General features: G+C 33.5%; 23 protein-coding genes and 1 riboswitch. Of the genes, 19 read left to right on the forward strand and 4 right to left on the reverse strand.

Annotated features, from left to right (window positions below; translation table 11 throughout):
• Window position 1: 1 nt before the first annotated feature.
• The 8 genes from OCV48_RS01465 to OCV48_RS01500 all read left to right on the forward strand — a co-directional run bounded on the left by OCV48_RS01465 (window position 2) and on the right by OCV48_RS01500 (window position 7,210).
• On the forward strand, window positions 2-814 hold the full coding sequence (locus tag OCV48_RS01465) for a Cof-type HAD-IIB family hydrolase (protein WP_147590932.1): 813 nt from the start codon (window positions 2-4) through the stop codon (window positions 812-814).
• A gap of 121 nt (window positions 815-935) precedes the next feature.
• Entirely contained in the window at window positions 936-1,772 is an 837-nt protein-coding gene (locus tag OCV48_RS01470) for an HAD family hydrolase (RefSeq protein ID WP_147590933.1), read from the forward strand.
• A 212-nt stretch (window positions 1,773-1,984) separates the two neighbouring features.
• Window positions 1,985-3,388 (forward strand): lanthionine synthetase LanC family protein, encoded by a 1,404-nt coding sequence (locus OCV48_RS01475; RefSeq protein WP_262558577.1) that lies wholly within the window; start codon window positions 1,985-1,987, stop codon window positions 3,386-3,388.
• 12 nt (window positions 3,389-3,400) lie between these two features.
• Window positions 3,401-4,390 (forward strand): PLP-dependent cysteine synthase family protein, encoded by a 990-nt coding sequence (locus tag OCV48_RS01480; protein ID WP_021983792.1) that lies wholly within the window; start codon window positions 3,401-3,403, stop codon window positions 4,388-4,390.
• A gap of 26 nt (window positions 4,391-4,416) precedes the next feature.
• Entirely contained in the window at window positions 4,417-4,773 is a 357-nt protein-coding gene (locus OCV48_RS01485; protein ID WP_147590935.1) for a YhdT family protein, read from the forward strand.
• A complete protein-coding gene (locus tag OCV48_RS01490; RefSeq protein WP_147590936.1) occupies window positions 4,774-6,267 on the forward strand; it encodes a sodium:solute symporter family transporter in 1,494 nt (497 codons plus the stop codon).
• 128 nt (window positions 6,268-6,395) lie between these two features.
• Complete coding sequence (locus OCV48_RS01495) at window positions 6,396-6,674, forward strand: phosphorylase family protein (RefSeq protein ID WP_262558581.1); 279 nt, start codon at window positions 6,396-6,398, stop codon at window positions 6,672-6,674.
• 20 nt (window positions 6,675-6,694) lie between these two features.
• A complete protein-coding gene (locus OCV48_RS01500; protein ID WP_147590937.1) occupies window positions 6,695-7,210 on the forward strand; it encodes a DNA-deoxyinosine glycosylase in 516 nt (171 codons plus the stop codon).
• Window positions 7,211-7,483: 273 nt separating this feature from the next.
• On the opposite strand, the gene OCV48_RS01505 is transcribed toward OCV48_RS01500, so the two are convergent.
• A complete protein-coding gene (locus OCV48_RS01505) occupies window positions 7,484-8,698 on the reverse strand; it encodes a cation:proton antiporter (RefSeq protein ID WP_147590938.1) in 1,215 nt (404 codons plus the stop codon).
• 133 nt (window positions 8,699-8,831) lie between these two features.
• Window positions 8,832-8,902, reverse strand: a riboswitch (Fluoride riboswitch).
• Window positions 8,903-9,163: 261 nt separating this feature from the next.
• Here OCV48_RS01505 and OCV48_RS01510 point away from each other — a divergent pair.
• The 3 genes from OCV48_RS01510 (at window position 9,164) to OCV48_RS01520 (ending at window position 11,777) form a co-directional block, all read left to right on the forward strand.
• Window positions 9,164-9,787, forward strand: a complete 624-nt coding sequence (locus tag OCV48_RS01510) for a methylated-DNA--[protein]-cysteine S-methyltransferase (RefSeq protein ID WP_147590939.1) — start codon at window positions 9,164-9,166, stop codon at window positions 9,785-9,787.
• Between the two features lie 133 nt (window positions 9,788-9,920).
• Entirely contained in the window at window positions 9,921-11,057 is a 1,137-nt protein-coding gene (locus tag OCV48_RS01515) for an SLC13 family permease (RefSeq protein ID WP_147590940.1), read from the forward strand.
• A 486-nt stretch (window positions 11,058-11,543) separates the two neighbouring features.
• The gene (locus tag OCV48_RS01520; protein ID WP_021983779.1) at window positions 11,544-11,777 is read left to right on the forward strand and encodes a hypothetical protein; all 234 of its coding nucleotides are present in this window, start codon (window positions 11,544-11,546) and stop codon (window positions 11,775-11,777) included.
• A gap of 66 nt (window positions 11,778-11,843) precedes the next feature.
• On the opposite strand, the gene OCV48_RS01525 is transcribed toward OCV48_RS01520, so the two are convergent.
• Window positions 11,844-13,196, reverse strand: coding sequence for an MATE family efflux transporter (locus OCV48_RS01525; RefSeq protein WP_262558584.1), 1,353 nt, complete (start codon window positions 13,194-13,196; stop codon window positions 11,844-11,846).
• Between the two features lie 448 nt (window positions 13,197-13,644).
• Here OCV48_RS01525 and OCV48_RS01530 point away from each other — a divergent pair, with 448 nt between their 5' ends.
• From OCV48_RS01530 to OCV48_RS01545, 4 genes are all read left to right on the forward strand, one after another.
• The gene (locus tag OCV48_RS01530; protein WP_262558586.1) at window positions 13,645-14,658 is read left to right on the forward strand and encodes a YecA/YgfB family protein; all 1,014 of its coding nucleotides are present in this window, start codon (window positions 13,645-13,647) and stop codon (window positions 14,656-14,658) included.
• Window positions 14,659-14,794: 136 nt separating this feature from the next.
• On the forward strand, window positions 14,795-15,256 hold the full coding sequence (locus tag OCV48_RS01535) for a ribonuclease Z (RefSeq protein ID WP_147590942.1): 462 nt from the start codon (window positions 14,795-14,797) through the stop codon (window positions 15,254-15,256).
• Between the two features lie 67 nt (window positions 15,257-15,323).
• Window positions 15,324-16,478 carry a DNA/RNA non-specific endonuclease gene (locus tag OCV48_RS01540; RefSeq protein WP_147590943.1) on the forward strand — a complete coding sequence of 385 codons (1,155 nt, stop codon included), beginning with the start codon at window positions 15,324-15,326 and terminating at the stop codon, window positions 16,476-16,478.
• Between the two features lie 57 nt (window positions 16,479-16,535).
• The gene (locus tag OCV48_RS01545) at window positions 16,536-17,108 is read left to right on the forward strand and encodes a hypothetical protein (protein ID WP_021983774.1); all 573 of its coding nucleotides are present in this window, start codon (window positions 16,536-16,538) and stop codon (window positions 17,106-17,108) included.
• A gap of 90 nt (window positions 17,109-17,198) precedes the next feature.
• On the opposite strand, the gene OCV48_RS01550 is transcribed toward OCV48_RS01545, so the two are convergent.
• A complete protein-coding gene (locus OCV48_RS01550; protein ID WP_021983773.1) occupies window positions 17,199-18,062 on the reverse strand; it encodes a DegV family protein in 864 nt (287 codons plus the stop codon).
• A gap of 363 nt (window positions 18,063-18,425) precedes the next feature.
• On the opposite strand from OCV48_RS01550, the gene OCV48_RS01555 reads away from it, so the two are divergent.
• The 4 genes from OCV48_RS01555 to OCV48_RS01570 all read left to right on the forward strand — a co-directional run bounded on the left by OCV48_RS01555 (window position 18,426) and on the right by OCV48_RS01570 (window position 24,114).
• On the forward strand, window positions 18,426-18,944 hold the full coding sequence (locus tag OCV48_RS01555; protein ID WP_021983772.1) for a TetR/AcrR family transcriptional regulator: 519 nt from the start codon (window positions 18,426-18,428) through the stop codon (window positions 18,942-18,944).
• A 90-nt stretch (window positions 18,945-19,034) separates the two neighbouring features.
• Window positions 19,035-20,363: an MATE family efflux transporter gene (locus OCV48_RS01560; protein WP_147590945.1), complete on the forward strand. Its 1,329-nt coding sequence runs from the start codon at window positions 19,035-19,037 to the stop codon at window positions 20,361-20,363.
• 147 nt (window positions 20,364-20,510) lie between these two features.
• On the forward strand, window positions 20,511-22,421 hold the full coding sequence (locus tag OCV48_RS01565) for a diguanylate cyclase domain-containing protein (RefSeq protein ID WP_147590946.1): 1,911 nt from the start codon (window positions 20,511-20,513) through the stop codon (window positions 22,419-22,421).
• A 154-nt stretch (window positions 22,422-22,575) separates the two neighbouring features.
• Complete coding sequence (locus tag OCV48_RS01570; RefSeq protein WP_262558590.1) at window positions 22,576-24,114, forward strand: HD domain-containing phosphohydrolase; 1,539 nt, start codon at window positions 22,576-22,578, stop codon at window positions 24,112-24,114.
• 71 nt (window positions 24,115-24,185) lie between these two features.
• Here the strand turns inward: OCV48_RS01570 and OCV48_RS01575 are convergent, their stop codons facing one another.
• The gene (locus OCV48_RS01575) at window positions 24,186-25,355 is read right to left on the reverse strand and encodes an FprA family A-type flavoprotein (protein WP_147590948.1); all 1,170 of its coding nucleotides are present in this window, start codon (window positions 25,353-25,355) and stop codon (window positions 24,186-24,188) included.
• Window positions 25,356-25,397 lie beyond the last annotated feature (42 nt).

Genomic DNA, 25,397 nt, shown 5'->3' on the forward strand with positions numbered 1-25,397 from the left:
TATGAAAAAGATACTATTTTTTGACATTGATGGAACTTTATATGATTTTTCAGGGCGCATGCCTGCTTCAACCATTGAAACATTAAGGCAGGCACGCGCAAATGGACACAAATTATTAATCTGTTCAGGTCGTGCAAAATACCAGATGTATCCGGAGCTTTTCAAGTTATTTGATGGAGTGATAGGTGCAACAGGAGCATATATTGAAGAGAATAATGAAGTATTGTCAGAACATTTTATGCAAAGAGAAGTGTTGCAGAGAATAGTTAAGACATCGAATTTATCAGGTGCTAAGATTGCAGCAATGACTAGATATCATATGATATTAAATGAAGAATGCAAAGACTATATATTAAACCAGCTTAGTAATTTCAGCCGTAATACGGAAATGATAAAACGAATAATGGGAGAATATGAGATTTCTGACCATTTAGAGGAACATACAGATATACAAAAAGTTTTATACTATGGTTCGAATTGGAATATTGATGATATAGTAAAAGAACTATCAGATATATGTGACATTACAGGTTCAAGCCTGGAGCAAAAAGCACTTACAGATGGTGAGATAACCATGAAAGGAATTAATAAATCATATGGTATGAGAAAATATCTTGAATTACATGGATTATCACGCGAGGATACAATTGCCTTTGGAGATGGACCAAATGATTTAGATATGATTGAATATGCCGGAATAGGTGTAGCTATGGGAAATGCACGACAGGAACTGAAAGATATTGCAGATTATGTAACTAAGGATATTTCAGATAATGGAATAAAATATGCTATGGAGCATTTTGGACTGATATAAAATTGCAATAAATAATAAAAATATTATGGTATGCAGCAGATTTATTTAGAATTAGAAATAGCAAATGCAAGTCAACATGTAGTTTATGCTGCAGTTTGGTTTAAACTAGAAAGGCATAGTTATGAACACGATTATATTTATAGACGTAGACGGAACACTTGTTAATTACGAAAATCAGATTCCGGCTTCAGCTATCGAAGCAATCAGGCAGGCGAGAGCAAATGGACATCTTGTATTCATTTGTACTGGAAGAAGCAGGGCAGAAGTATATCCTGAAATATGGGATATCGGACTTGATGGTATGATAGGCGGAAATGGAAGCTATGTAGAGTATCATAATGAAGTAATAATGCATCAGACTATTTCCTATGAGAACTGTGTGAAAATTGTTGACTGGCTGCATACAAAAGGACTTGAATTCTATTTAGAAAGTAATAGCGGTTTATATGGAAGTGAAGAGTTCGAAACAAAGGCAGAGTCTGTTATCAGGGAATACTCAAAACGAAAGGGCAGAGAATATTCGAAACTGACAGTTAAGGATGTATTTCCTGATATGATATTTGGTGGAGAACTATACAGAAATGATTTGAATAAAGTAAGCTATATACTTAATTCTTATCAGGATTATATAGATACTAGAAATCAGTTTAAGGATTTACAGAATGGAACCTGGGGAGGAGTAGGCGAGACAGCATTATTCGGAGACATTGGTGTCAGGGATATAACAAAAGCACATGCAATAGATGTGTTGCTTAAACATATTGGTGCAACGAAAGAACAGACGATTGCTTTTGGCGATGCAAAAATCGATATTCCAATGTTAGAATATTGTTCATACGGTGTCGCAATGGGAAATGGTGGAGATGAAATTAAAAAAGTTGCAGATTATGTGACTGATGAGGTAGATGCAGATGGATTAAAGAATGCATTTATAAAGTTGGAGTTAATAAAAGGATAAGAGGTTATAGCTTTTGTCTATATATGGTAATAAGTTTTTTGAATTATACAAAAGTATATGTTAGTGGTAATATTTTTTTATCAAATTATCCTACTAAACAGATAGGAATAATATAAAAAGAGCGGAAAATAGTATTTATGGCAAGTTGGAAATTATTTATACATATCTCCGGCAGATTATTCTTAACAAGTCGCTCAGAAAAGAGGATTACTATGAAATATATACCAAAAGTTTTTAGAACATTAACAGATGAGGATTATTTAAACAGTGCAATTGAAACAGCAAATTGGTTAAAGACACTAGAAATCAAAACTGAACATGGTAAGATATGGAAAAACTTTCCAGATGAACAGAATGGTTTCGGAAGAGACATAATGTTATTTGGACCAACAAATATATATAGCGGTTCAGCAGGAATCGGTATTTTCTTCTTAAGATTATATGAGGCAACAAAGGACGAAAAATATCTTGAAGAAGCAAAGGAAGCAGCAAATCATATAATTTCAATTGAGACAAGTGCTAAGTGGTATGAAGATACACTTAATTCTGATATTGGTGGCGTTATTCCTGTACCGGGCTGGGCAATCGGATATTCAAATGGTCCAATGGGACAGGCACTTTTCTTAGATGACATTTATCATGTAACAGGTGAAGAAAAATATAAAAATTATGTTATAAAGGTTGCAGATGATTTACTTGAGGCTGGTAAATATACAGAAGAGGGACTTTATTGGAGTAATGAGGAAGATGTAGTAGCAGATGGTGGTTTTGTATTCTTCCTAGTTCAGGTATACGAACATTTTGGTGATGAGAAATATCTTGATGCTGCCAGAAAAGCAGCAGACTACATCGCAAAAGATGCTTTACCAGCAAAGAATGGTGGAAAATATTGGAAATTACTTGACCTTTCACTTATTGGCTTTGAAAAAGAAACAACATTTCCGGGCTTTTCGCATGGAACAGCAGGAACAGCTTGGATGTTTGCAATAATATATAAGGCAACAAAAGATGAAAGATATCTTGAGCTTGCAAGAGAGGGTGCAAAATATCTTGAGGGTATTGCAGTTGGTGATGAAGAGGCAGCACTTATTCCGTATCAGGATCATCCGGTAACGGGTCCGACAAATGATAAGTTTTATCTAGGTACATGCCATGGTCCGGCAGGACACACATTATTATTCAGAATTCTCTACGAAATAACAGGAGAAGAAGAATATAAGGATTGGATGATTAGAATATCAAGAGGAACGATAAGAGCAGGAGCACCTGAAAGATTTTCATGGGGATTTTGGAATGCACAGTGCCAGTGCTGTGGAACAGCCGGTATTCTTGAGCATTTTGTACATATGTATGAATTTACGGGCGAAAAGGAATTCTTAGATTATGCCAGAAGAACAGCAAGAGTTCTGATATCAGATTCATCTGTATCAGATGAAGAACCTGATAAAAGAAAATGGTATGGAGCATGGACCAGAACAATTCCTGATAAAGTTGTCAGCTATGCAGGTCTATATGTTGGTTCAGCAGGATGTGCATCAGCCTTACTCAGCTTATATGCAGTAGATAAAGCTATTAAATTGACACAGTTATTTGAATATGCGCATTTTGATTCGTAGGAGGTATGTAAAATGAGTGAAAATATAGTATATAAATCAATTGCAGAGCTTGTTGGAAACACACCATTAGTTGAAATAGGTAATTACAATAAGAAGAATAATCCAAATGCGACTATTCTTGCTAAACTTGAATATTTCAATCCATCAGGTTCAGTTAAGGATCGTGCAGCAATTGCAATGATTCTTGAAGCTGAAAAGGCGGGAAGAATTAAACCAGGCGATACAATTATTGACTTTACAAGCGGAAACACAGGTATTGCACTTGCAGCATATGCAAATGCACTTGGATATAAATTTGCGGTTGTATTACAGCCAGGAGTGTCTGAGGAAAGGACACAGATTCTTAAGGCTTATGGTGCTATTTTTCTGGAATTTAAAGATATTCCGGGAGTTGTTGAACTCATACAGAGTGAGGGACTTGTATTTGAAAAATTCTATGCACTTATTCAGAAGTATGCAGATGAGCATGGTTATTACTACATAAATCAGGGAAGAAATCCTGAGAATCCATTAGCTCATTATAGAACTACAGGTCCGGAGATATGGGAGGCAACAGGCGGAAAAGTAGATTATCTGGTAGTTCTTGCAGGAACAGGTGGTTCTATTGTTGGTATTGGAAAATATCTTAAAGAAAAGAATAAGGACCTGAAAATAATTGGTGTCCAGCCGGCAAAGGAATCTTTGAAAGATGCAAAACATCCTGAAAAGAATACAATTGATGGCGTTTTAGCATTTCATAATGTTCCTAAGGAAAAAGAAATATTATATTTTAAAGAATTTGATGTAACATATGATGAATGTCTTGAAGTCAACGCAGATGATGCATATGAAACAGGAAGAGAATTAGTTAAGTCAGATGGAATCTTTCTTGGACAGTCAGCAGCGGCTGCAATCAACGCAGCATCAGTTATTGCTAACAGAGAAGAAGCAAAAGGAAAAACAATAGTTGCAATATGTGCTGATAATGCATTCAAATATTTATCAACAAATATATATAAGTAATCAAAAGTATTTCAGAGGTAAGATATATGAGTAAATTGACAGAAAAACAGAATGTGGTAAAAGTATATAACATAGATGATAATAGCAGAGATTATAATCTGAAAGACATAGAGGCAGATGAAAGATTTACACAGACAACTAAGGAATTCTTTATAACAATGGTTGTATACATAGCTTTTGCAGCACTTATGATTGGAAATCTTCTATTATTAAATGGAAACAAGAGTCTGGTACTTGGCTTTCCACTTTGGATATTTAACGAAATAATAATTATTATTGGATTTGTAGCAGCAGTAATTATTTTGGCTACATATGTTTATAAGGATATGGATATCACACCAAATGGTGTCATCTATAAGACAGAAGAAAAGGAGGATAAGTAAATGGATATCAGTTCAACAAAAAGACTTATAATAATTTCGGTATTTGCAATATATACGGCAGCTTTACTTATCTATAGTATTGTTACAAGAAAGTCTATGAAAAATGGAAAAGGAGATTATCTTTCGAAATTTTACACAGGTGGCAGAAGTGGTGGAATAATCATAACCGCAATGATGGTTTCAGCAGGAGTTGCAGGTGCTGGTGTATTTATGGGAGTTCCAGGCTTTACCTATACATTTGGTGCTACATGGATGGTTTGCTGTTTCTTTTCGATAGGTTCCAATCTTATGGTGCTTGGATTACTTGGTAAAAGAGTCGGTATCGTAGCCAGAAGAACAAATTCTAAAACATTTATCGAATTATTTATGAATAGATACAATTATAGCAAGATTTTAGGTCTTATCTGTGGAATAGCAACATTATTTTTCCTTGGAGGTTTTGCTGTTTCTACAATTACAGGTGGTGGAAGAATATTCCAGATACTTACGGGACAGGATTATAGAATTGGTCTTGCGATATTTACGACTTTAGTTATACTTGCAGCACTTACAGGCGGTATCAAAGGCATAGCCAGTGCAATGGTTATACAGGGTATCATAATGACGATTTCGGTTCTTGTGTTATTTATCGCTGGTGTAAATAGTACAGGTCTGTCATATACAGAAACTATTCAGTCACTTATGGAGAGCAATCCGAAATGGTTCCTGCTAGGTCCAAATGCATTGCAGACAACTATTTCATATGCAATCCTTTGGGGAATTACAACATTTACACTTCCACATGTAACAATGACAGCACTTACATACAAAGATACAAAGACACTTCACAGAGCGATAAAGATTGGAACAGTTGTTGTGGCAATTTGGTTATTAGGATTAAATGGCTTATGCTTTATTACAAAATATACATTTGCTGACGGAACTTTAGCAACAGCCGATTTGGCAATCCCTGCATTAGCTGTAAAAGTAATGCCTGCGTGGGCAGCAGGACTTGTACTTGCAGGTGTAAGTGGCGCTGTTCAGTCATCAATGGGTGGTATGGTTGTATCACTTGCAGGAACAGTTGTCAGTGATATATATAAGAACATATTTAATAAAGATGCGAAAACAGAGACGATTAAGAAACTCAATGTTGCGGCAATCATTGTTGTATCAATTGTTATTTTCTTATTAGCATGTAATCCACCACAGCTACTTGCTAAACTCATTACTTATTCAACAGGCGGACTTACAGTAGTATTTTTCCATACAGTATTACTTGGATTATTCTGGAAACGTGCAAATGAATATGGTGCTGTTACAGGAATAATCAGTGGTATAGCGTTGTATGTATTGATAGATAAAGGAATTCTTCCAATCTCACTTGGTTTCAATGCATGTATAATGGCAACACTTTTAGCTACTTTAATTGCTGTTGTGGTAAGCTTTGTTACACCAAAGACACCGTATGGAATTATTAAAACCTGGTTTGGTAAAGTTGAATATAACGATTGAGGCAGACTATATGAAGAAAATAGAAGTCAGGATATGGCTTCTATTTTTTGTGTTATGGGAAAGAAAATAACTTGACAAAACACACCAGCCTATGTATTATGATAAAAACTCAATGAGGTTTACATAAAATGATAACAGATGCAATTTACAGGGAAACTAAGGCAAAGTTTGAAGCAAGAAAATCAGAGGGCTGCATAGCGGTCGAAATGGAGCTTGCAGGCGTTCAGGCTGTATGCGATTACTATGGCTGGAACTTGTATGATTTTCTGGTGACCGGAGATGTTCTTGATAAGGCAGTTTACGATATCTCAGGTCTTGCAAATGCTAATCATAATATGGATAAATTATATATTGCCATTGAGATGCAAGGAGAATTTAAGGTACTTGATAAATACATTCATTATTAAAATAACCGAAAGGACCCCCTATGGAATACATACACGTTAATCATCTATTTGCCCCGGTATTTAATGCCGATTCAGAGATTTTAATATTAGGTTCATTTCCATCTGTGAAATCAAGAGAGCAGAATTTCTATTATGGTCATCCACAGAACCGGTTCTGGAAGCTTTTGCCAAGAATCTATGGTAAAATGGACATAAAACTTGAGACAATAGATGAGAAGAAAGAATTTCTTTTAGAAAATCATATTGCATTATGGGATGTAATTAAGTCCTGTGATATAAAAGGCTCGTCAGACAGCTCGATAAGAAATATAGAAGTGAACAATTTAGATATAATTATCAAGAAATCAAATATTAATAAAATAATTTTAAATGGTGGAAAAGCATACGAATTATATACAAGATTCTTTGGCGATAAAAATATGCCTTCCGCTGTTAAATTGCCATCAACAAGTCCTGCAAATGCGGCTTGGACTATGGAGAAACTAGAGTCTGTCTGGAAACCTGAACTTCTTATGAAAACCAAATACCACTTATGATAAGTCATAAAGCATTTATAAAAAGAATTAAGGAAATTAGATTAATGGACGATGCTTTTATGAGTAGGGTTTTTGAAGATAATATTGAGGTACAACGTGCAGATAAAGGTGCCTGTGAGAAACGTGCACGATATGTTCTGGACTTTCAATTGAAGAAGTTAAGAAATTAGCAGAAACCCAATTAGCTTATAAGTAATGCATATAAGAGTGATAAAAGGACAGTTATGATTTTATATAACTGTCCTTTTACTGTAATTTCTAACAAACTGTGAATTATTTACATACACCTGCATCTGATTGTGACAAAAACTTCTTATATGTCATATCCATTCCAATTGCTCCAAGCGGTGCAGTAATAAGGATTGCCAAAACAGCAACGGATAAAACAATCTGTCCGCAAGGAAGTCCAAGAGCCAGAGGCACAGAACCGATGGCAGCCTGAACAGTTGCTTTAGGCATATATGCGATTACACAGAATAATCGTTCCTTTAGTGTAAGTTCAGTACCTAGCAGGCATATAGAGACACCGATTGAACGGAAAATCAACGCAATAAAAATCATTAGAATTGCAGCAATTCCGGCATCGAGTGTATATCTGATATTTACGGCAGCACCGACAAGAACGAATAAGATTACTTCGGCAGCAATCCAGAGTTTACCGAATTTTTCAGAGAGACGTTTTGAAACTGCGTCTATACTTTTGATTTTGATAACACAGGCCATACTTACGACAGCAAGAAGTCCGGATACGGAGATTGTACCTTTAAGCCACGTTTCTATTGACATAAGTAGAAATGAAAAACCAAGTATAATTATGACTTTCATACTGTTTCTTACAAAATGTTTGTAAGCATATGCTGTTTCAAAGAATATACTTAAGATGAAGCCTGTAATTGCACCGAGCAGTATTCCGAGAATTATTGAAACAGGAATATTAAGAAAGTCACTAATATGTGCGTGACCGCCCTGTGCCATACTTACAAATGTTGAGAATAGAACGATTACGAAAATGTCATCACAAGATGCACCTGCCATAATTAATTGAGGTATACTCTTATCCGTTCCATATTTTGAATCAATAAGCTGGACCATTCTTGGGATTACGACCGCAGGAGAGACAGCACCTAAAACAGCACCCATAACAGCAGCCTCAATTCTTGTTACACCCAGAATATATGGTGCAAATATGAAAAATGCAAGAATTTCAAAGCTTGCAGGCACGAAAGACATCATAATTGCCGGTCTGCCGACTTTTTTTAAATCACTTAGATTAAGTGATAATCCGGCTTTAAGTAGAATTATAATTAAAGCTATCTGGCGTAATTCTGAAGAAATTGAGAGAATTGACGGGTCGAGCAGGTCAAGGACATATGGACCTAATACAATTCCTGTGACTAACATTCCTATAATACGTGGTAATTTCAGACATTGACAGATAGCTGCCATAGATAGTCCGATTAAGAAAATAAATGCAAGCGATGTTAACATATAGACCTCTTTTCTAAATACTAATTTTAATATAATATGGATACAAACCTGATGACATAAGAAAGTATATTGCTTTGCGACATTTTCACTATACATCAAAAAAGCTGATGATATCTGTAAATTAATAATAAAATTAATTACAGAAGTCATCAGCTAATAAGCGGTTCTGGTTATCCAAGGGAGAACTTCATTCCCAAGTGGTATTATATATTAGACTTAAGATTTTGTAAAGATATATCTTTAAGTCTATGAAATTCCTAAAATGCAATTTAATTTTTAAGTCTATAATATATAAGCCTATAAAATAATTGAGAAAATAATATATGTAATGTATAATTTTACATATAATAACAAGATAAGTATTTTGAAAAATCACACCTGATAAATGTAAAGAATATATAAGAAATTAAAGGAGGATAAGTTAATCTTATGACAGAAAATGTATAGGATTATACGGAAATATTTATGCTTACAAGAGAAGATGTATTAAATTATGGATTATCATTTCCGGGAACATATAAAGAAGCTCCATTTCATGATCAGAACTGGCAGCTTGTACGTGTTACAGACAATAAAAAGGTTTTCTTATGGACATATGAAAGAGATGGATATCTTAATCTGAATGTGAAAGTGGACCCTGAGTGGAGAGATTTTTTTAGAAATGCATATGAAAGTGTTATTCCGGGCTATCATCTTAACAAGGAACATTGGAATACGATAATAATCGATGGAACAATACCTGATGGTGAAATTAAGAAAATGATTGAGGAAAGCTACAGAATAATAACAGACAGTCCGACTAAGAGAATCTACGAGGCAGTCAAAAAGATTCCTAAGGGCAAAGTAGCAACATATGGTCAGATTGCTAAAATGGCAGGAAATGAAAGAATGTCAAGAGCAGTTGGAAATGCATTACATAAAAACCCCGAACCTGATAAGATTTCCTGCTATAAAGTAGTAAATTCCAAGGGAGAATTAGCAAGTGAATTTGTGTTTGGAGGAAGAGATGTTCAGGCAAAACTCTTAGAAGCAGATGGGATAGAAGTTGTGAATAATAAAGTAGATTTGAATAAATACGGTATGAAGTAATATAGCATATAAAATGACTATAGTATGAAATGATATGTCATATAAAATACGATATATATTGGATAAAGGAATATTGTCAAGCTAAATTATAAGGCATATATTTCGATTTTATAAGCGAGGACAGAAAAGAAAAATGAAACATAAAGAGATATTTAAGTTTATAAAAAAGGAAGTAGTGCTTGTAATTGCCATAAGTCTCGCAATTATATCAGCTATAATAGTGCCACCCTCTAAAAAATATATGGATTATATAGATTTCAGAACACTTGCAATTTTATTTTGTCTGATGACGGTTACAGCAGGCCTTAAGAGACAAGAAGTGTTTGAGAAAATGGGACAATTTCTGTTATTAAAGACCAGAAATCTGTTTCAATTAATTTTAGTTCTTATTACGCTATGCTTTTTTAGTGGAATGATAATTACAAATGATGTGGCATTAATTACATTTGTACCATTTACATTTGTGGTATTCAATATGTTAAGAGAGGAACAGAGAAAGAAATTAATTCTGCCTGTGATATGCATACAGACAATTGCAGCTAATATGGGAAGTATGCTGACACCGTTAGGTAATCCACAAAACCTGTATCTGTATGGTAAAAGTGGTATGTCACTAGGAAGATTTTGCCTGATAATGCTGCCGTATACAGTTGTGTCACTTGCTTTAATTATTCTGTGGACAGCATTTATAAGCCGTAAGGTCGATAGAAAAATCGAAAAAGACTGGATAAAAATTGAAAATGTAAATGGTGATAAAAAGATAATAGTAATGCATTTTCTAATGTTTATATTGTGTCTCTTAGTGGTTTTAAGAATAATTGATTATAAATACATATTTGTAATTACCTTACTTGCAAATATTATTTTTGACAGAAAAACACTCAAAAATGTTGATTACTCATTGCTGTTTACGTTCATAGGTTTTTTTATATTTGTGGGAAATATAAGAAGTATTACCGCATTTTCAAATTGGATTAACGGAATTATCAATGGAAATGAAATTATGGTTGCAGTACTTTCAAGCCAGATAGTAAGTAACGTTCCAACAGCCCTGTTATTATCAGGTTTTACCGATAAAATCAGGCTGTTAGTAATAGGAACTAATATAGGTGGATTAGGAACATTAATTGCCTCAATGGCAAGTCTTATTTCATATCGACAAATTGTCAGAGAACTTCCGGGACGTAAGGGAGAATATTTTAAGCTTTTTACCATTGCAAATATAGTTTTTCTTATAATTATGCTTATGGTAAGAGTGATCACCAAGTAAAATCTTTTTATTAACGAAATTTTGTATTTAATTATCAGATTTATGATTATGCAAGAGACTATGTCTATGAAATATCCTTTCATATTCCTTAATCGGGTGTGATTAAATACCGCCCTATGCAAAGTTTATTACGGTGCAGTAAATCAAACGCGCTTCGCTTGAACGGTGATTTATTGCACCGGCTTTTGCATATGGCGGCATATAACTCACACGCACGATACGTCATAAATCAAGGATATTTCATAGACATAGTTCCTTGCATTAATATTTTACCTGATATATAAATACAAAATTTAAGTTATTAAGAAAGATTTTACATAAATTATTCATAGAATTTACCTGAATAAGATAGTGAATTTTACCTGTACAACATATATTTTAATTATGAAATAAAAGATGTCTAGTATAGTGCATATATTTAGATTAAGAAAGCGAACAGTATATCGCATAATTAAAATATGTGTCATAAATCAGGAGGCGGTACAGATGAAATTCCTATGGAATTATTACAGAAAAAAAGAGTGGAGTAGAAATAAAAAGGTTATGGCTTTTGTGCTATTAAATATTCTGTGTTGCGGAATAATTGGCTTTGGATTCTGGACAATTATCAGTCAGATAGCACTTAAAACCATAACCTGGTTAGTTGTATTTGTGGGATATTCAGCATTCTTTCCGGGATATCTTGGTGGAATCCTGACAGTCTACCGAATGGAATACTAAATTTATGTGTTTTTAGCCATATGATTGGCTCAAGAAATTAAAAACCTGGCTATAAAAGTATTAAACTTATGCATTCTTAGCCAAATGCTTTTTCATAAATCTTGCATATACTATGAAAATCAATGTACCTGTAAATATCCACGAAACTACATAGACATTCATAAGCATATCAAATGTTTTGTGTGCATTGAAGATAGTATATAACCATATAAGTCTGAATACTACAGTACCAAGGACTGTTATTATGGCAGGTTCTAAAGATTTACCCATACCTCTCAGTGCTGAGCTGCCAACCTCATAAGTAGCTGTAAGTCCTTCAAGTGAACCTACATGATGAAGCCTGATAAGTCCATAAGCGGCAACCGTAGGACTTATTGTATATATGCTAACGAAGAAGCCATCCCATATTAAGAAGATAACACTTAATATTTCTGTAAATGTGAAGCCATATAAGAGGCACAGACCGAAAATCTTATTACATCTCTTAACATTTCCTGCACCGTAATTCTGGCTGATAAATGTAACCGCAGCCTGTGCAAATGCAGACGATATATCATATGTAAAATATTCAAAATTTAATGCAAGTGATGAACCGGCAATTGCATCTGAACCAAACGAATTAATTCCTGATTGAATGAAAATATTCGAAATAGAGAATAAAGCACCCTGAATACCGGCTGGAATACCGATTGCAAGAATTTTTCCTAGATGTTCTTTATTTATTTCCATATCCTTGAAAATGAATTTGAATTCATTTTGTCTTGTGCATAAATAACGCATAACAAGAAATGCACTAATTATATTAGATACTACAGTTCCGATTGCCACACCTGAAACACCAAGATGAAATACGATAACTAATAAAAGGTTAAGAGCAACATTTACGACACCGGAAATAAGAAGATAATACATAGGCCGCCTTGTATCACCGACACTTCTTAGAATTGCCGAACCAAAATTATAAATAACCATAAATGGTATGCTGATAAAATATATTTCGATATAGAGCATTGCATCGTTTAAGATTTCATGTGGAGTACCTGAAGCTATCAGAATAGTTTTGGCAGTAATCATACCTATTACCATTAATACAAGTCCAAGAACCAATCCGAATGTAATTATTGTATGTACCATATCATGAATTTTTTCACGTTTGTTCTGACCTATAAGATTAGCTAAAGCAGCATTAGGTCCGACTGAAAGACCAACAATAAGGGTTACAAATATACCGACTATGGCGACACAGCTTCCAACTGCTGGAAGCGCGTTACTATTTGCAAATCTTCCAACAACCGCTACATCGGCTGAATTAAATAATTGCTGTAAAATACTGCTGAAAGCAAGAGGTAAAGCAAAAAGAATAAGCTTACCTGAAAGATTGCCATTTAGCATATCCATTTCTTTAGAATTGTTTGCCATAATAATCTCCATTTCTGAGCAACTTACTGCGAAGAGGAGATGAGAAATTCGCACAGGCGATTTCTCATCTGCCATAGAGCTATTTGCTTTTGTTCAGAAACAAATAGCCATGTGAAATAATCGTATTAGCATTATTTTCACATTAATCCTCATTCGTATAATATTAATATCATCTTATACCGATAAAATGTATAAGACTACTAATTTTTATAACTAATATTATATAATAATAAGCAGAAATATTTATGTCAATTGGAAATTGAAATGAATTGTATAAAAATTGAAGTGGATTGTATTAAAATTGAAATGAATTGTATAAAAACTGAAGTGGATTGTATTAAAATTAATAATATATTGACGTAAAATTGATACAACGTTAAAATTATATATATTTATATAACACATTTTAAATATAACAAGTATAAGCGGAATGGAGATAGAATATAAAATGGAAGAAAATAATAAAGAAGTATTAAATGCTATAAAAGAGGGAAATGCCAGATTTAATAGTAAGAAGAAAGAAGAGAACCTGAAAGCAGTTCCGGAGAAATTTGCTGGGAATTACAGCAAAGCAATGGATTATGAAGATGATTGCAGATATGATAAAGCAAGAGATATTTGTAAATGGATACTTAATGATGAAGAGGGTAAGGATATCGAGGCTGTAAAGATTATGTTAGCCAGAGTGTATCCGAAAGTTCTAGAGATGGATATTCAGGACAGCAATAGAAAATACCAGGAAGATGTAAGTGAATATTTTGAATTCTTAGACAACATTACAATGAATGATTTAATGCAGGAATATATAGTTGAGACGTTGGCAAGATTCTGTAATCTTATGGATAATGAATGGTATTGTCCTTTATTCAATGAATTTGTAAAGACAATTGATAGTAAGGGATACCTGAGTGAAGAATACAGAGATGTTTTAGATTCTGCATATGCTTCTTATGAATCAACAGAATATTTTGAGGATGGACATTTAGGAATAATTATGAAAAATGTTCTTAAATCAGGATATGAGAGACGATACGTTGTAGATTCAATTAAAAGTGAAGATAAAAAGAGAAAGATGGAGATAGAGATAAATACAAGCTTTTATAATCTCTGTCAGTACCTAAATGAACATAGCGAAGAAACAGAATATATTAAGGAAGAATATCCATATAGTTATAAGACAATTGAAGATGATATCAAGCTTATAAAGGAAGATAAATCTAGATACGAAGAAGATATTCTTACGCAGTTAGAGAAATATACAGCTAAAGACATTGACAGGGAAGCATTAAGAGAAGCTATGTATAAGGCATATGAATATATGATTAACAGCAGACCAAAGCCAACAGTTGTACATTCAGGTAAGACAACCTATTACAGGGATGGCAGAAAGGTTGGAAGAAATGACCTTTGCCCTTGTGGAAGCGGAAAGAAATATAAACAGTGCTGTGGCAAAGACATTTAACGTGAGATGTAGATAGTGTGAAAATCTATGTAAAATCCATATAAAAATTTATTTGATATGTTAATTTTTCACATGGCTATATGTAAATTAAATAGATAGCAAACAGTCCATATGGCAAGCAGGAAATGAGGAAAATATGATAATTATAACAGTTGTAGATGATGATTATGGCTTATTATTTAATAACAGAAGAGTAAGTAAGGACAGGATTCTCAGGGAAAAGATTAAGGAAATAACAAAAGGCTCAAAGTTATTTATGAATGAATATTCATATGGGCAGTTTAGTGAGGACGAGTTCAATAATATAGTTGTTGATGAAGATTTTCTTAACAAAGCAGGAGATGAAGATTTCTGTTTTGTGGAGAATGTGGATATTAAACCATATTTACAAGAAATTCATAGAATTATTTTGTTCAGATGGAACCGTATATATCCAAGTGATTTCAGATTTCCAAAGGAGATATTAGAAGATTTTAACAGAGAAGGAATATGTGAATTTGCCGGAAGCTCCCACGATAAGATAAGTCAGGACAACTATAAGGAGTCTGTAAGAAAAGTAAAGTCAGGTAAATTATTTACGGTTTATAACATTTGCTAGAAAGTATTTTATAAAAAATATAATTTTATAATTTGTTAAAGATAGATTTGACGGAATGGATAAGAAAATGATTAAGAAATATATTTCAAGATTAGTAGTAATTTTACTAACTGTTTTTATGCTGCTTGGTATAAGTGGCTGTGCAGAGACTGAAGATAGTGTATCAAAGCTCACAACCACTAGTATAAAAACATCAGAAGAGACAAATGAAAATGAAATAACTACAGAGTTGGATTCAGAGATTGAAGAGATTCAGAACCAGGAAGATAATGAGGAATTACCAGTCAGTCAGATTCCTGTAAATGTACAAAGTTCAAATGAAAATATCAGCTTATCTAATATTCCGGCATATACAGGTAATGCATATGTAGCAGTTAATAATAATAATCCTTATTTTACTGATGAAGATAAAAGCAGAACAGATGCATTTGAAACATATAGCGACCTTGACGGGGCAGGCAGATGTGGTGTGGCATATGCAAATATTTGTAAGGAAATAATGCCTACGGAGAAGAGAGGTAAAATCGGTTCAGTTAAGCCGACAGGCTGGCATACCATCAAATATGATATAGTAGATGGAAAATATCTGTATAACAGATGTCATTTGATTGGATTTCAGTTAGCCGGTGAAAATGCCAATAATAAAAATCTTATTACAGGTACAAGATATCTTAATGTGACAGGAATGCTGCCATTTGAAAATATGGTAAGCGATTATGTTAAAGAAACAAACAATCATGTTTTATATAGAGTTACACCGGTTTTCGAAGGCAATAATTTGCTTGCTTCAGGTGTATTGATTGAAGCATATTCGGTAGAAGATGGTGGTGCAGGAATTACATTTTGTGTATATTGCTATAATGTACAGCCGGGAATTGATATTAATTATGCAAATGGAGACAGTAGTTTAGCTGCTGTACAGACTCAGACATCAGTTGCACAGACACCGGCACAGACAGAACCACCAACGACACAGCCACAGACACAACCACAGACACAACCACAGACACAACCACAGACACAACAACAGATTCAGACAGAGGTACCACAACAGAATGTAAGTGTAAATACATATATTATTAATACAAATACAGGTAAGTTTCATTATCCAAATTGCAGAAGTGTAAATCAGATGGCAGACAAGAATAAGCTTGAATATACTGGTACAAGAGATGAGGTAATTGCACAGGGATATGCTCCTTGTGGAAATTGTAGACCATAAGAGGTAGTCTAGAGTGATAAGAAATGAAAGCCAAAGCTGAAGAAAAGAGGTATGGTTATGAAGATTGGTGAAGCAAGAGGAATATATTCGGCACAATTAAATATTTACGGTGATAAGAAGGCAGAGCTTGATAAAGAGCGAAAAGAATTAGCTAAGAAAATAAAAGCTACACCGGATGGCGCGAAAGTCTATGAAAATGAAGCTGCGAAACTAGAATTATCATATAATAAAGTATCTGATAAATATGATGAATATAGAGAATTTATGCAGCAGCTTATGGAAATGCATATGACTTATTCTAATGTTGAAAGTTCCAGACAACAGGGCGAAACGGCGAAGAAAATAGCTGAAGATGAGGCGAAAGTATTAGAAGTTGCCAGAAGAATTGCCCATGGCGATAAAGTACCACCAAATGATGAGAAGAAACTTATGGAATATAGTATGGAAATCTATATGGCATCGAAGAACTTAGCGATGCTAAGGAGCCGGAAAGATAGAAAAGAATATGATTCTCTGTGGGACGATGAAGATGAGAAAGCCCCTGAAAATGCTAATCCTGATGAAGTAGCAGATAATATGGAGCTGGGAATTGAAAAACCAGAGATAACAGAAATCGGAGACTTAATGTAAGTCTCCGATTTCTATGTTATTGATTTAATCCTAAGTTCTATGCAATATTATTGTTTAAATTCCGGTTTTATAATATTTTAAAGCAGCTTATTAACGGAAGCATATGCCAATTCCAAAAGCTTCCGGACCTGTATGGCATGCAAGACTTGCAGGAAGATTATCATAATATATTTCTTTATCAGGAAATGCCTCTTTAACAGTTGCCATCCATTCGTTAATCTGCTCCACGCTAAGATTTGAACCGGCTAAAGCAATCTTAGATTTGGACATATCATTTTCAGAAAAACGATTTTCAATATCACTTTTTATGGCATTAATCATAATAGATTTACATTTCTTGATATTACGTGCTTTTGCAAATGAATCTAAGGTATTCCCATTAATTGATAGAATTGGTTTGATATTCAGAACAGAGCCAATCATTGCAACGGCTGGAGTAATTCTTCCTCCTTTCTTAAGATATTCAAGAGTGCTTACAGTTACATAGATAACAGAATTCAGACCATCTTTATCTAGAATATCCTTGATTTCGCTGGCTGATTTACCATTATCGGCTAACTCCTTTGCTTGAAGAACAGATTCCTTAAGAGTAACAGATAGTCTGTGGTTGTCTACAACAAACACCTTATTTTCATAATCTCTGGCTAATGACATAGCGACTTCACAAGATTTACTAAGGCCGCTGGACATAGGAATATATACAATTGAATCATATTTATCTTCTGAAAGTAATTTATTCCACAAGTCCATAATATCACCAGGAGATGGCTGGGAAGTTGAAACATTTTTATCAGAGTTGAGAAAATGATAGAATTCCTCGGCAGAAATATTTTTGTTCTCATAATAGATTTTGTCATCAATAATTACAGGCATAGGAATAAGATAGATACCGTATTTCTCTGCTTCCTGTTTTGAGATACCACTATTTGTGTCAGTTACTATTGCTATCTTCAATTAATCACCACTTTCTTAAATTAAATAGTTTAAATATATATGATGTTGGGGTTAAAAACCCTCGTGTTTGACCATGTTTGGCATAGAATAAAAAATATTTTCATCTCTAAGATAAATATGTAGAAAACACAAGTGTTACAGATTGTAACACTTAAAAATATATTTTGCAAGATATAATTGACTAACTGTGACATAAAAGAGAAAATTGTATCACAAAAATGAAAAATATGAGATAATAGAAATAATCGTATAAAAAGAATTATTCAGATGCAAAATCGCAGATGTGAATTTCAAGTCGCCTGATTACAACAGGTCACAAATAAATGAGAATTAATGTTAAAACTGAATAAAAAGGAGAATAAAATGGAGAAGAACAGAGTAAGTCAGGCAAACATAATAGCTAAAGAATGTATTGTGTCTGCATTGCTTAAATTAATATATGAGAAACCATTAACCACGATAACGATATCTGAACTGACGAAAAAGGCAGGGGTATCACGAATGACTTTCTATAGAAATTATGATTCTAAGGAAGAGGTATTCACAGGACATCTTGATGAAATATTTGAACATTACTGGAATAATGATAATGCAGATAAAGAGAATGGAATATATTATGATGTTGAACATATGAAGAGTTGTTTTGAATATATTTATCAGCATAAAGAGTTCTTAGAAGGATTGATTCAATGTGGAATGGGGCTGCTATTCCTGGATAAACTGACTTATTACATCAGTGAAAAGTGGAAAAAGTATGCAGATAAATACGAATTGACGGCATTTACGGGTTCGTTATATAATCTCTTCATATTGTGGATTTCTACAGGATACAAGGAAGATGTAGACAAGATGGCAAAAAAGATTGAGAAAATATACAGTTAATTAAAAATGAGATTAGTGAAACATACTTTTGATACATTGATTCATTAAAAATTAACATAAGAAAAACATAATACAAGAAACGGAGAAATTATGGACCAGACATTTATGAAAGAAAAACCGGTAATGCCATTAGTAATATCAATGGCTTTACCGATGACTATATCAATGCTTGTAAATGCATTGTATAACATTGTGGACAGTTATTTTGTGGCAAAAATAAGTGAAGATTCAATGACGGCACTTTCTCTGGTATATCCTATGCAAAACCTTATAACGGCGGTAACAGTCGGCTTTGCGATTGGTGTAAATGCAATAATAGCATTTTATCTTGGAGCAAAGAAAAGTGAGGCAGCAAATCAGGCAGCATCAATGGGGATGCTTTTTAATATAATACATGGAATATTATTAAATATTGGCTGCATAGCTGTAATGCCTGCGTTTTTAAGGATATTTACAAAGGACAGTAATATATTGAAGATGGGTCTTGATTATTCAAACATTGTATTTATGTTTACGATTCCAATATCCATATCAATTAGTTTTGAGAAGATATTTCAGTCAGTAGGAAATATGAAAGTGTCTATGATATGTATGATTCTTGGCTGTGTTACGAATATAATTCTAGATCCATTATTTATATTCGGCATTGGATTTATTCCTGAACTTGGAATTAAAGGCGCAGCGATTGCAACTTGTATTGGTCAGCTGGTAACCTTATCAGGATACATTATAGCCTATTTTGTAAGACCGATACCTGCGAAAATCAGAATAGAATATATGAAATTCGATAGCACGTTATGTAAGAAAATGTATGCTATTGGAATACCTGCCACACTTAATCTTGCACTTCCATCAATACAGATATCTGCGTTAAATGGGATATTGTCAGCATATTCGGCAGGATACGTTCTTGTACTTGGTTCATATTATAAATTACAGACATTTTTATATCTTACGGTAAATGGTGTGGTTCAGGGAATGAGACCATTAATTGGCTATAATTATGGAGCAGGTGAGAAGAAACGTGTAAGAGATATTTTCAAATCTGCATTAATACTTATAGTCGGGGTTATGGTTATTGGAACAATTCTGTGTCTTATAATACCTGATAAATTAATTGGTTTATTTACAAATAAGGCAAATACTATAGAAATCGGTAAGACAGCATTAAGAATTATCAGCCTTGGATTTATAGTATCATCAGTTCCGGTTGCGGTATCAGGTGCATTAGAGGGGCTTGGCAAAGGTAAAGAATCATTGGTAATTTCTATATTAAGATATATTGTCATAATGATTTCACTTGCATTTTTCATAAGCAGGATAGTGGGGGCAACAGGGGTATGGCATGCCTTTTGGATAACGGAAGTATTTATGGCTGTGATATCAGGAGTGATATGTAAGAAACAGATTTTAAAGTAATATCAAAAAGAATAGTATTATGTCTAAAAATGTGATATAATATTAGAAAATATTGTTCGTTATAGATCTACGAAATTATTTATCTCAATTCTTATTTTATACTATTGAGAATAGAAAATATTGTTCGTTAGAGAGGGGGAATGTTAATTGAAAAAAAAAGTAAGAAAATTACTGGGAATACTTATAGTGGGAATCTTAGTAATGTTCCTTTGTATCAATTATTTTTCGCAAATTATAATATCGCAGAATGATATGACTAATTCATCTAAGGTGATATTTAGACAGATAGACCAGATTATCAAGCAGAATGAGGAAGAACTTGAAAAGAGAAAAGAAGATATTCGCAATATATGTATACTGAGGGCAAGGGCTACAGCATATTTATTACAGCGGGACAAGAGCAAGATTAATAATCTTGAAGAAATGAAGAAGATAGCAAATCTTCTTGAAGTAGATGAGATACATATTTTTAATAAAGAGGGTACTATATATGCAGGTACAGAACCAAAGTATTATGGACTTAATATGAAAACAGGTGAGCAGATATCATTTTTTAGCCCGATGTTAGAAGATACATCTATGTCAATGTGTCAGGAGATAACGGCTAATACTGCTGAGAATAAGATGATGCAATATGCTGCTACATGGACGGAAGACGGTGACGTAATAGTTCAGATTGGAATGAAGCCATCAAGTGTATTAGAGAAAATTGAGAAAAATAAAGTATCTTACATATTTTCGAGACTTGCTGAAACTAATGGATATACACTTGTTGCCATTGAGCCTGAAACTAACAAAATAGTTGGTTCAACCAAGGAAGCATTAGTAAATAAAAATATCTCAGATATTGGAATAAATACCAAGAAGATGAAGAATTGGGATAAGGCCTATCATTTTAGGATAAAAGGTAAGTGGTATTTTTGTATATTTGAGAAGCAGGACACAATTATTGTTGGAAGAATCTGTGAAGCAAAAATTCTGTACAGTAATATAAATGAAAATAATTTTATGTTTTTTATATATATTTTACTAATTGGAGGTGTTGTAATCTACTTTATTACACATTATCTTGATAAAAATATAATAAAATCCATATCTGCAATTAACAACGGACTTCAGGATATTTCAAACGGAAATCTGGATACGAAGATTGAAGTTAATAATACACCGGAATTCAAAGAGTTAAGCCATTACATTAATCAGATGGTAGAAAGTATACTAGAGACAACTGATAAGATTTCGGTTATAATTGATACGGTAGGGTTGCCAATAGGTCTGTATGAATATAACGGAAGTATGGAACGAGTCAGAATTACACATAAATTACCGGAAGTGATGGGATTAAGTGAGGAGGAAGCTTATAAGCTGTGTGAGAATAGAGAAGAATTTAATGCATGGATAAGTGAAATATTGAGTAATCCGATAGAAGGCGAGCATGAGATTTATAAAATAAGTTCATCGCCGGACCGGTATGTTAAGATAGAAATAATAAAACGTGATGATAGTGTATTTGGAATAGTTGTAGATAAGACTAGTGATATATGTACGAAGAACAAGTTAGAAAAAGAACTTGGTGAAGATGAATTAACGGGACTGTGTAGCAGAAGAGGATTCTATAGTAAGATGGATGAGCTTTTTGCATTGCCTGAGAAACTTGGCTGTGCAGCAGTTGTTATGATAGATTCAGATGATTTAAAGAAAGTAAATGATACATATGGTCATAATAATGGCGACAGATACCTTTGTGAAATTGCAAATATATTATTAAAAGTAAATGCACCGGGGCAATTAACAGCACGACTTGGTGGTGATGAATTCGCAATATTATTCTATGGTGCGGGTTCAAAAGAAGAAATAGATGAATATATGAACAAGCTTGAAGAATTGAGAATGAATCATATTATGAAAATGGAAAATGATGTTGTCATAGATGTTAAATTCTCTATGGGTAAGGCTTTCTATATAGTTGATGGTGTAGAAAGTGAGAGACTTATGAGAGTTGCTGATAAACGAATGTATATCGATAAAAGAGAACGAAAGAAAAAGCAAATGGAATAATGTAAGAGAATCCTAAGGTGAATATTCTCAGCATGGCTGATTGCTTCCGAACGAGAGTAATCAGTATGTATATCCGATGGGAATTATTTAAGAAATACTTAAATATTTTTACAGAGGATATATCAGGAAAAGTCGTTCGGAAATGAGGAATTTTATGAAAAATATAGCATTGAAACCCACAATATTATTAGTAGATGATTCAAAAGAGAATAGGAAACAGATAGAAGACAGTTTATGTAATGATTATAATATTATGGAAGCCTGTAGTGGTGAAGAGGCAATAAGCATCTTAAACAGAAATATTACGAAAATAGACATGGTTCTTCTTAAATTGTATGATACGAAGATTAATGGTTTAGAAGTTCTTGCCATAATGAATCAACATTTATGGTTAGATTTTATGCCTGTAATTGTAATTTGTAAAAATTCTGATGAGGCCAATATTATACAGGCCTATGATATGGGGGCAGTGGCTTATATTAATAAACCATATGACAGAATGATTGTAAGACAAAGAATAAGGAATCTGTTATCATTATATCAGAAGCAACGTGATATGAGAAAAATGTTAGAGCAGCAGGTCTATGAAAATGAGAAGAATAACAATGTAATGATTACGATTCTTGCTCATATAGTAGAATTTAGAAATGGCGAGAGTGGTATGCATGTAATGCATATACAGACTATAACTAAACTGTTGTTACAGTGTCTGCAGAAGAAACCTAATAACTATAATCTTACAGATAATGATGTATTATTAATAGCTACAGCTTCAGCACTTCATGATGTTGGTAAAATCTCAGTTGATGACAAGATACTTAATAAACCAGGCAGACTTAATTCAGAAGAATTCGAAGTAATCAAGAAACATTCGGCAATAGGTGCTGATATGTTGAAAGATATGGAAATATATAATAATAATAAATTGATTAAAACGGCATATGAGATATGCAGATGGCATCATGAGAGATATGATGGAAAAGGATATCCTGATGGTTTAGTGGGTGAAGAGATACCTATTTCTGCACAGGTCGTATCAATTGCAGATGTATATGATGCACTTACAAGCGAGAGGTGTTATAAGAAAGCATATTCGCACGAAAAGGCAATGGAAATGATAGAGAATGGTGAATGTGGAGCATTTAATCCTTTATTGCTGGAATGTCTTGAGGATATACATGAACAGTTAATAATTGAATTAAACAGAGAATATGTAGATTCGCCAGAGGTAGATATGAATCTCTTGTCTAAAGTTGCTGATGAAATTGTTGAAAAACAGATGGGTAAAGAGAACGCAGAAGATAACAAGAAATCATATTCTAAGAGAAAAGATTTGGTAAAAATGAAGGCAGAATTCTATTCTTCAACAGTTAAGGAGATTCAGTTTGATTATGATGCAGTCCACGATATCGTTAAATTATCTCCTTATGCATCAGAAGTATTAGGATTACCTGAAGAGATAGTAAGTCCTAATAGCAAAAATCAGGATTATCTAGGTAAAGTTAATATTGCTAAAATAATTAATGATATAAGAAATAAGACGTCACCAGATAATCCACGACTGGATATGAATGTTGAAGTCAAAAAAGAGGGTGTAATTTCAATATACAAATTGCAGATGATGAGCTTGTGGTCTGAAGAAGACGAAGCAAGATATTTAGGTGTGGTTGGAAGAATAATTCCAGTGGGTTAAATATCTGGCTAATATCTCATCAGATCATAAGCTAATAAGTCTGAGTGTCTTTTTTAACTCAACATTGTTAATTATCTGGATAATATCTCATCAGCAAGTTTTTCTAATGCTATAATGTCAGAATCCTTCATTGTGGACATAATGGTAACTGTATTTTCGCAGATTGAAATATTTTTCATTGTATCAAGAATATTTCTCATACTTCTGTTAGCAGATGGTGCCCATGAAGCATTTTCAATGAGAGCGACTGTACGTTTCTGGTATGCCTTATGTGAAAGGCGATTTAAGAAATCTTCCATTGGAGGAAATACACCACCATCATATGAGGCAGCGGCTAAAACTAATCGGCTGTATCTGAAAGCATCTTCTATGGCTTCGGCCATATCATCTCTTGTAAGGTCTGTAAATGCCACTTTCTTAGCACCTTTAGTTTTTAGAATCTCATACATTTTTTCGGCAACATATTTTGTATTGCCGTGAATAGAAGCACAAGCGATAAGCACACCATCATCTTCAGACTCATAGCTACTCCATGTCATATATTTACCAATATAGTAATCAAGATTTTCGTTAAGAATAGGACCATGCAGAGGACAAATTGTCTTAATATCAAGGGTAGCAGCTTTCTTGAGTAAAGTCTGAACAGGTATGCCGTATTTTCCTACGATATTAAAATAATATCTTCTAGCTTCGCAAGTCCAATCTTCGTCAGTACCCAATGCGCCGAATTTACCAAAGGCATCAGCAGAAAACAGTACCTTTTCACTAATCTCATACTCGACCATTACCTCAGGCCAGTGAACCATTGGAGCCATGATGAATTTAAGTGTATGAGAGCCTAAACACAATTCCTCGCCCTCATTTACAGTTATAAATCTGGAATCGGCATTTTCAATATTAAAGAATTGTGAAAACATTGCCTTAGCCTTGTTACTTAATACAAGCTTTGCGTCAGGGTAAGCATCAGCAAGGCGTTTGATATTAGCTGAATGATCAGGCTCAAGATGGGAAATAATTAAATAGTCAACATTTCGTCCATTAAGTGTATTCAGAAGATTATCAAACCATTCATCACCTTTTCTGACATCGACAGTATCCATAACGGCAACTTTCTCGTCAAGAATAACGTATGAATTGTAAGATACTCCGTTTGGAATTATATATTGTCCCTCGAATAAATCAAGGGTTGTATCGTTTACTCCTATATATTTTATAGAATCTGAAATTGTCATGTTACTCATATATCCTCCGTTATGTAATAAATTACTTTTCTGCAATTATAT

The sequence above is a fragment of the Bovifimicola ammoniilytica genome (genome assembly GCF_025567085.1).
GTDB lineage: Bacteria > Bacillota > Clostridia > Lachnospirales > Lachnospiraceae > Bovifimicola > Bovifimicola ammoniilytica.

Excerpts from the sequence above, each read along its gene's own strand:
- OCV48_RS01520 (WP_021983779.1), top strand. The coding sequence starts at position 11,544 with ATGAAATTCCTATGGAATTATTACAGAAAAAAAGAGTGGAGTAGAAAT.
- OCV48_RS01500 (WP_147590937.1), top strand. The coding sequence starts at position 6,695 with ATGGAATACATACACGTTAATCATCTATTTGCCCCGGTATTTAATGCC.
- OCV48_RS01480 (WP_021983792.1), top strand. The coding sequence starts at position 3,401 with ATGAGTGAAAATATAGTATATAAATCAATTGCAGAGCTTGTTGGAAAC.
- OCV48_RS01510 (WP_147590939.1), top strand. The coding sequence starts at position 9,164 with ATGCTTACAAGAGAAGATGTATTAAATTATGGATTATCATTTCCGGGA.
- OCV48_RS01495 (WP_262558581.1), top strand. The coding sequence starts at position 6,396 with ATGATAACAGATGCAATTTACAGGGAAACTAAGGCAAAGTTTGAAGCA.
- OCV48_RS01515 (WP_147590940.1), top strand. The coding sequence starts at position 9,921 with ATGAAACATAAAGAGATATTTAAGTTTATAAAAAAGGAAGTAGTGCTT.
- OCV48_RS01530 (WP_262558586.1), top strand. The coding sequence starts at position 13,645 with ATGGAAGAAAATAATAAAGAAGTATTAAATGCTATAAAAGAGGGAAAT.
- OCV48_RS01535 (WP_147590942.1), top strand. The coding sequence starts at position 14,795 with ATGATAATTATAACAGTTGTAGATGATGATTATGGCTTATTATTTAAT.
- OCV48_RS01545 (WP_021983774.1), top strand. The coding sequence starts at position 16,536 with ATGAAGATTGGTGAAGCAAGAGGAATATATTCGGCACAATTAAATATT.
- OCV48_RS01540 (WP_147590943.1), top strand. The coding sequence starts at position 15,324 with ATGATTAAGAAATATATTTCAAGATTAGTAGTAATTTTACTAACTGTT.
- OCV48_RS01570 (WP_262558590.1), top strand. The coding sequence starts at position 22,576 with ATGAAAAATATAGCATTGAAACCCACAATATTATTAGTAGATGATTCA.
- OCV48_RS01475 (WP_262558577.1), top strand. The coding sequence starts at position 1,985 with ATGAAATATATACCAAAAGTTTTTAGAACATTAACAGATGAGGATTAT.
- OCV48_RS01485 (WP_147590935.1), top strand. The coding sequence starts at position 4,417 with ATGAGTAAATTGACAGAAAAACAGAATGTGGTAAAAGTATATAACATA.
- OCV48_RS01555 (WP_021983772.1), top strand. The coding sequence starts at position 18,426 with ATGGAGAAGAACAGAGTAAGTCAGGCAAACATAATAGCTAAAGAATGT.
- OCV48_RS01575 (WP_147590948.1), bottom strand. The coding sequence starts at position 25,355 with ATGAGTAACATGACAATTTCAGATTCTATAAAATATATAGGAGTAAAC.
- OCV48_RS01470 (WP_147590933.1), top strand. The coding sequence starts at position 936 with ATGAACACGATTATATTTATAGACGTAGACGGAACACTTGTTAATTAC.
- OCV48_RS01490 (WP_147590936.1), top strand. The coding sequence starts at position 4,774 with ATGGATATCAGTTCAACAAAAAGACTTATAATAATTTCGGTATTTGCA.
- OCV48_RS01465 (WP_147590932.1), top strand. The coding sequence starts at position 2 with ATGAAAAAGATACTATTTTTTGACATTGATGGAACTTTATATGATTTT.
- OCV48_RS01560 (WP_147590945.1), top strand. The coding sequence starts at position 19,035 with ATGGACCAGACATTTATGAAAGAAAAACCGGTAATGCCATTAGTAATA.
- OCV48_RS01525 (WP_262558584.1), bottom strand. The coding sequence starts at position 13,196 with ATGGCAAACAATTCTAAAGAAATGGATATGCTAAATGGCAATCTTTCA.
- OCV48_RS01505 (WP_147590938.1), bottom strand. The coding sequence starts at position 8,698 with ATGTTAACATCGCTTGCATTTATTTTCTTAATCGGACTATCTATGGCA.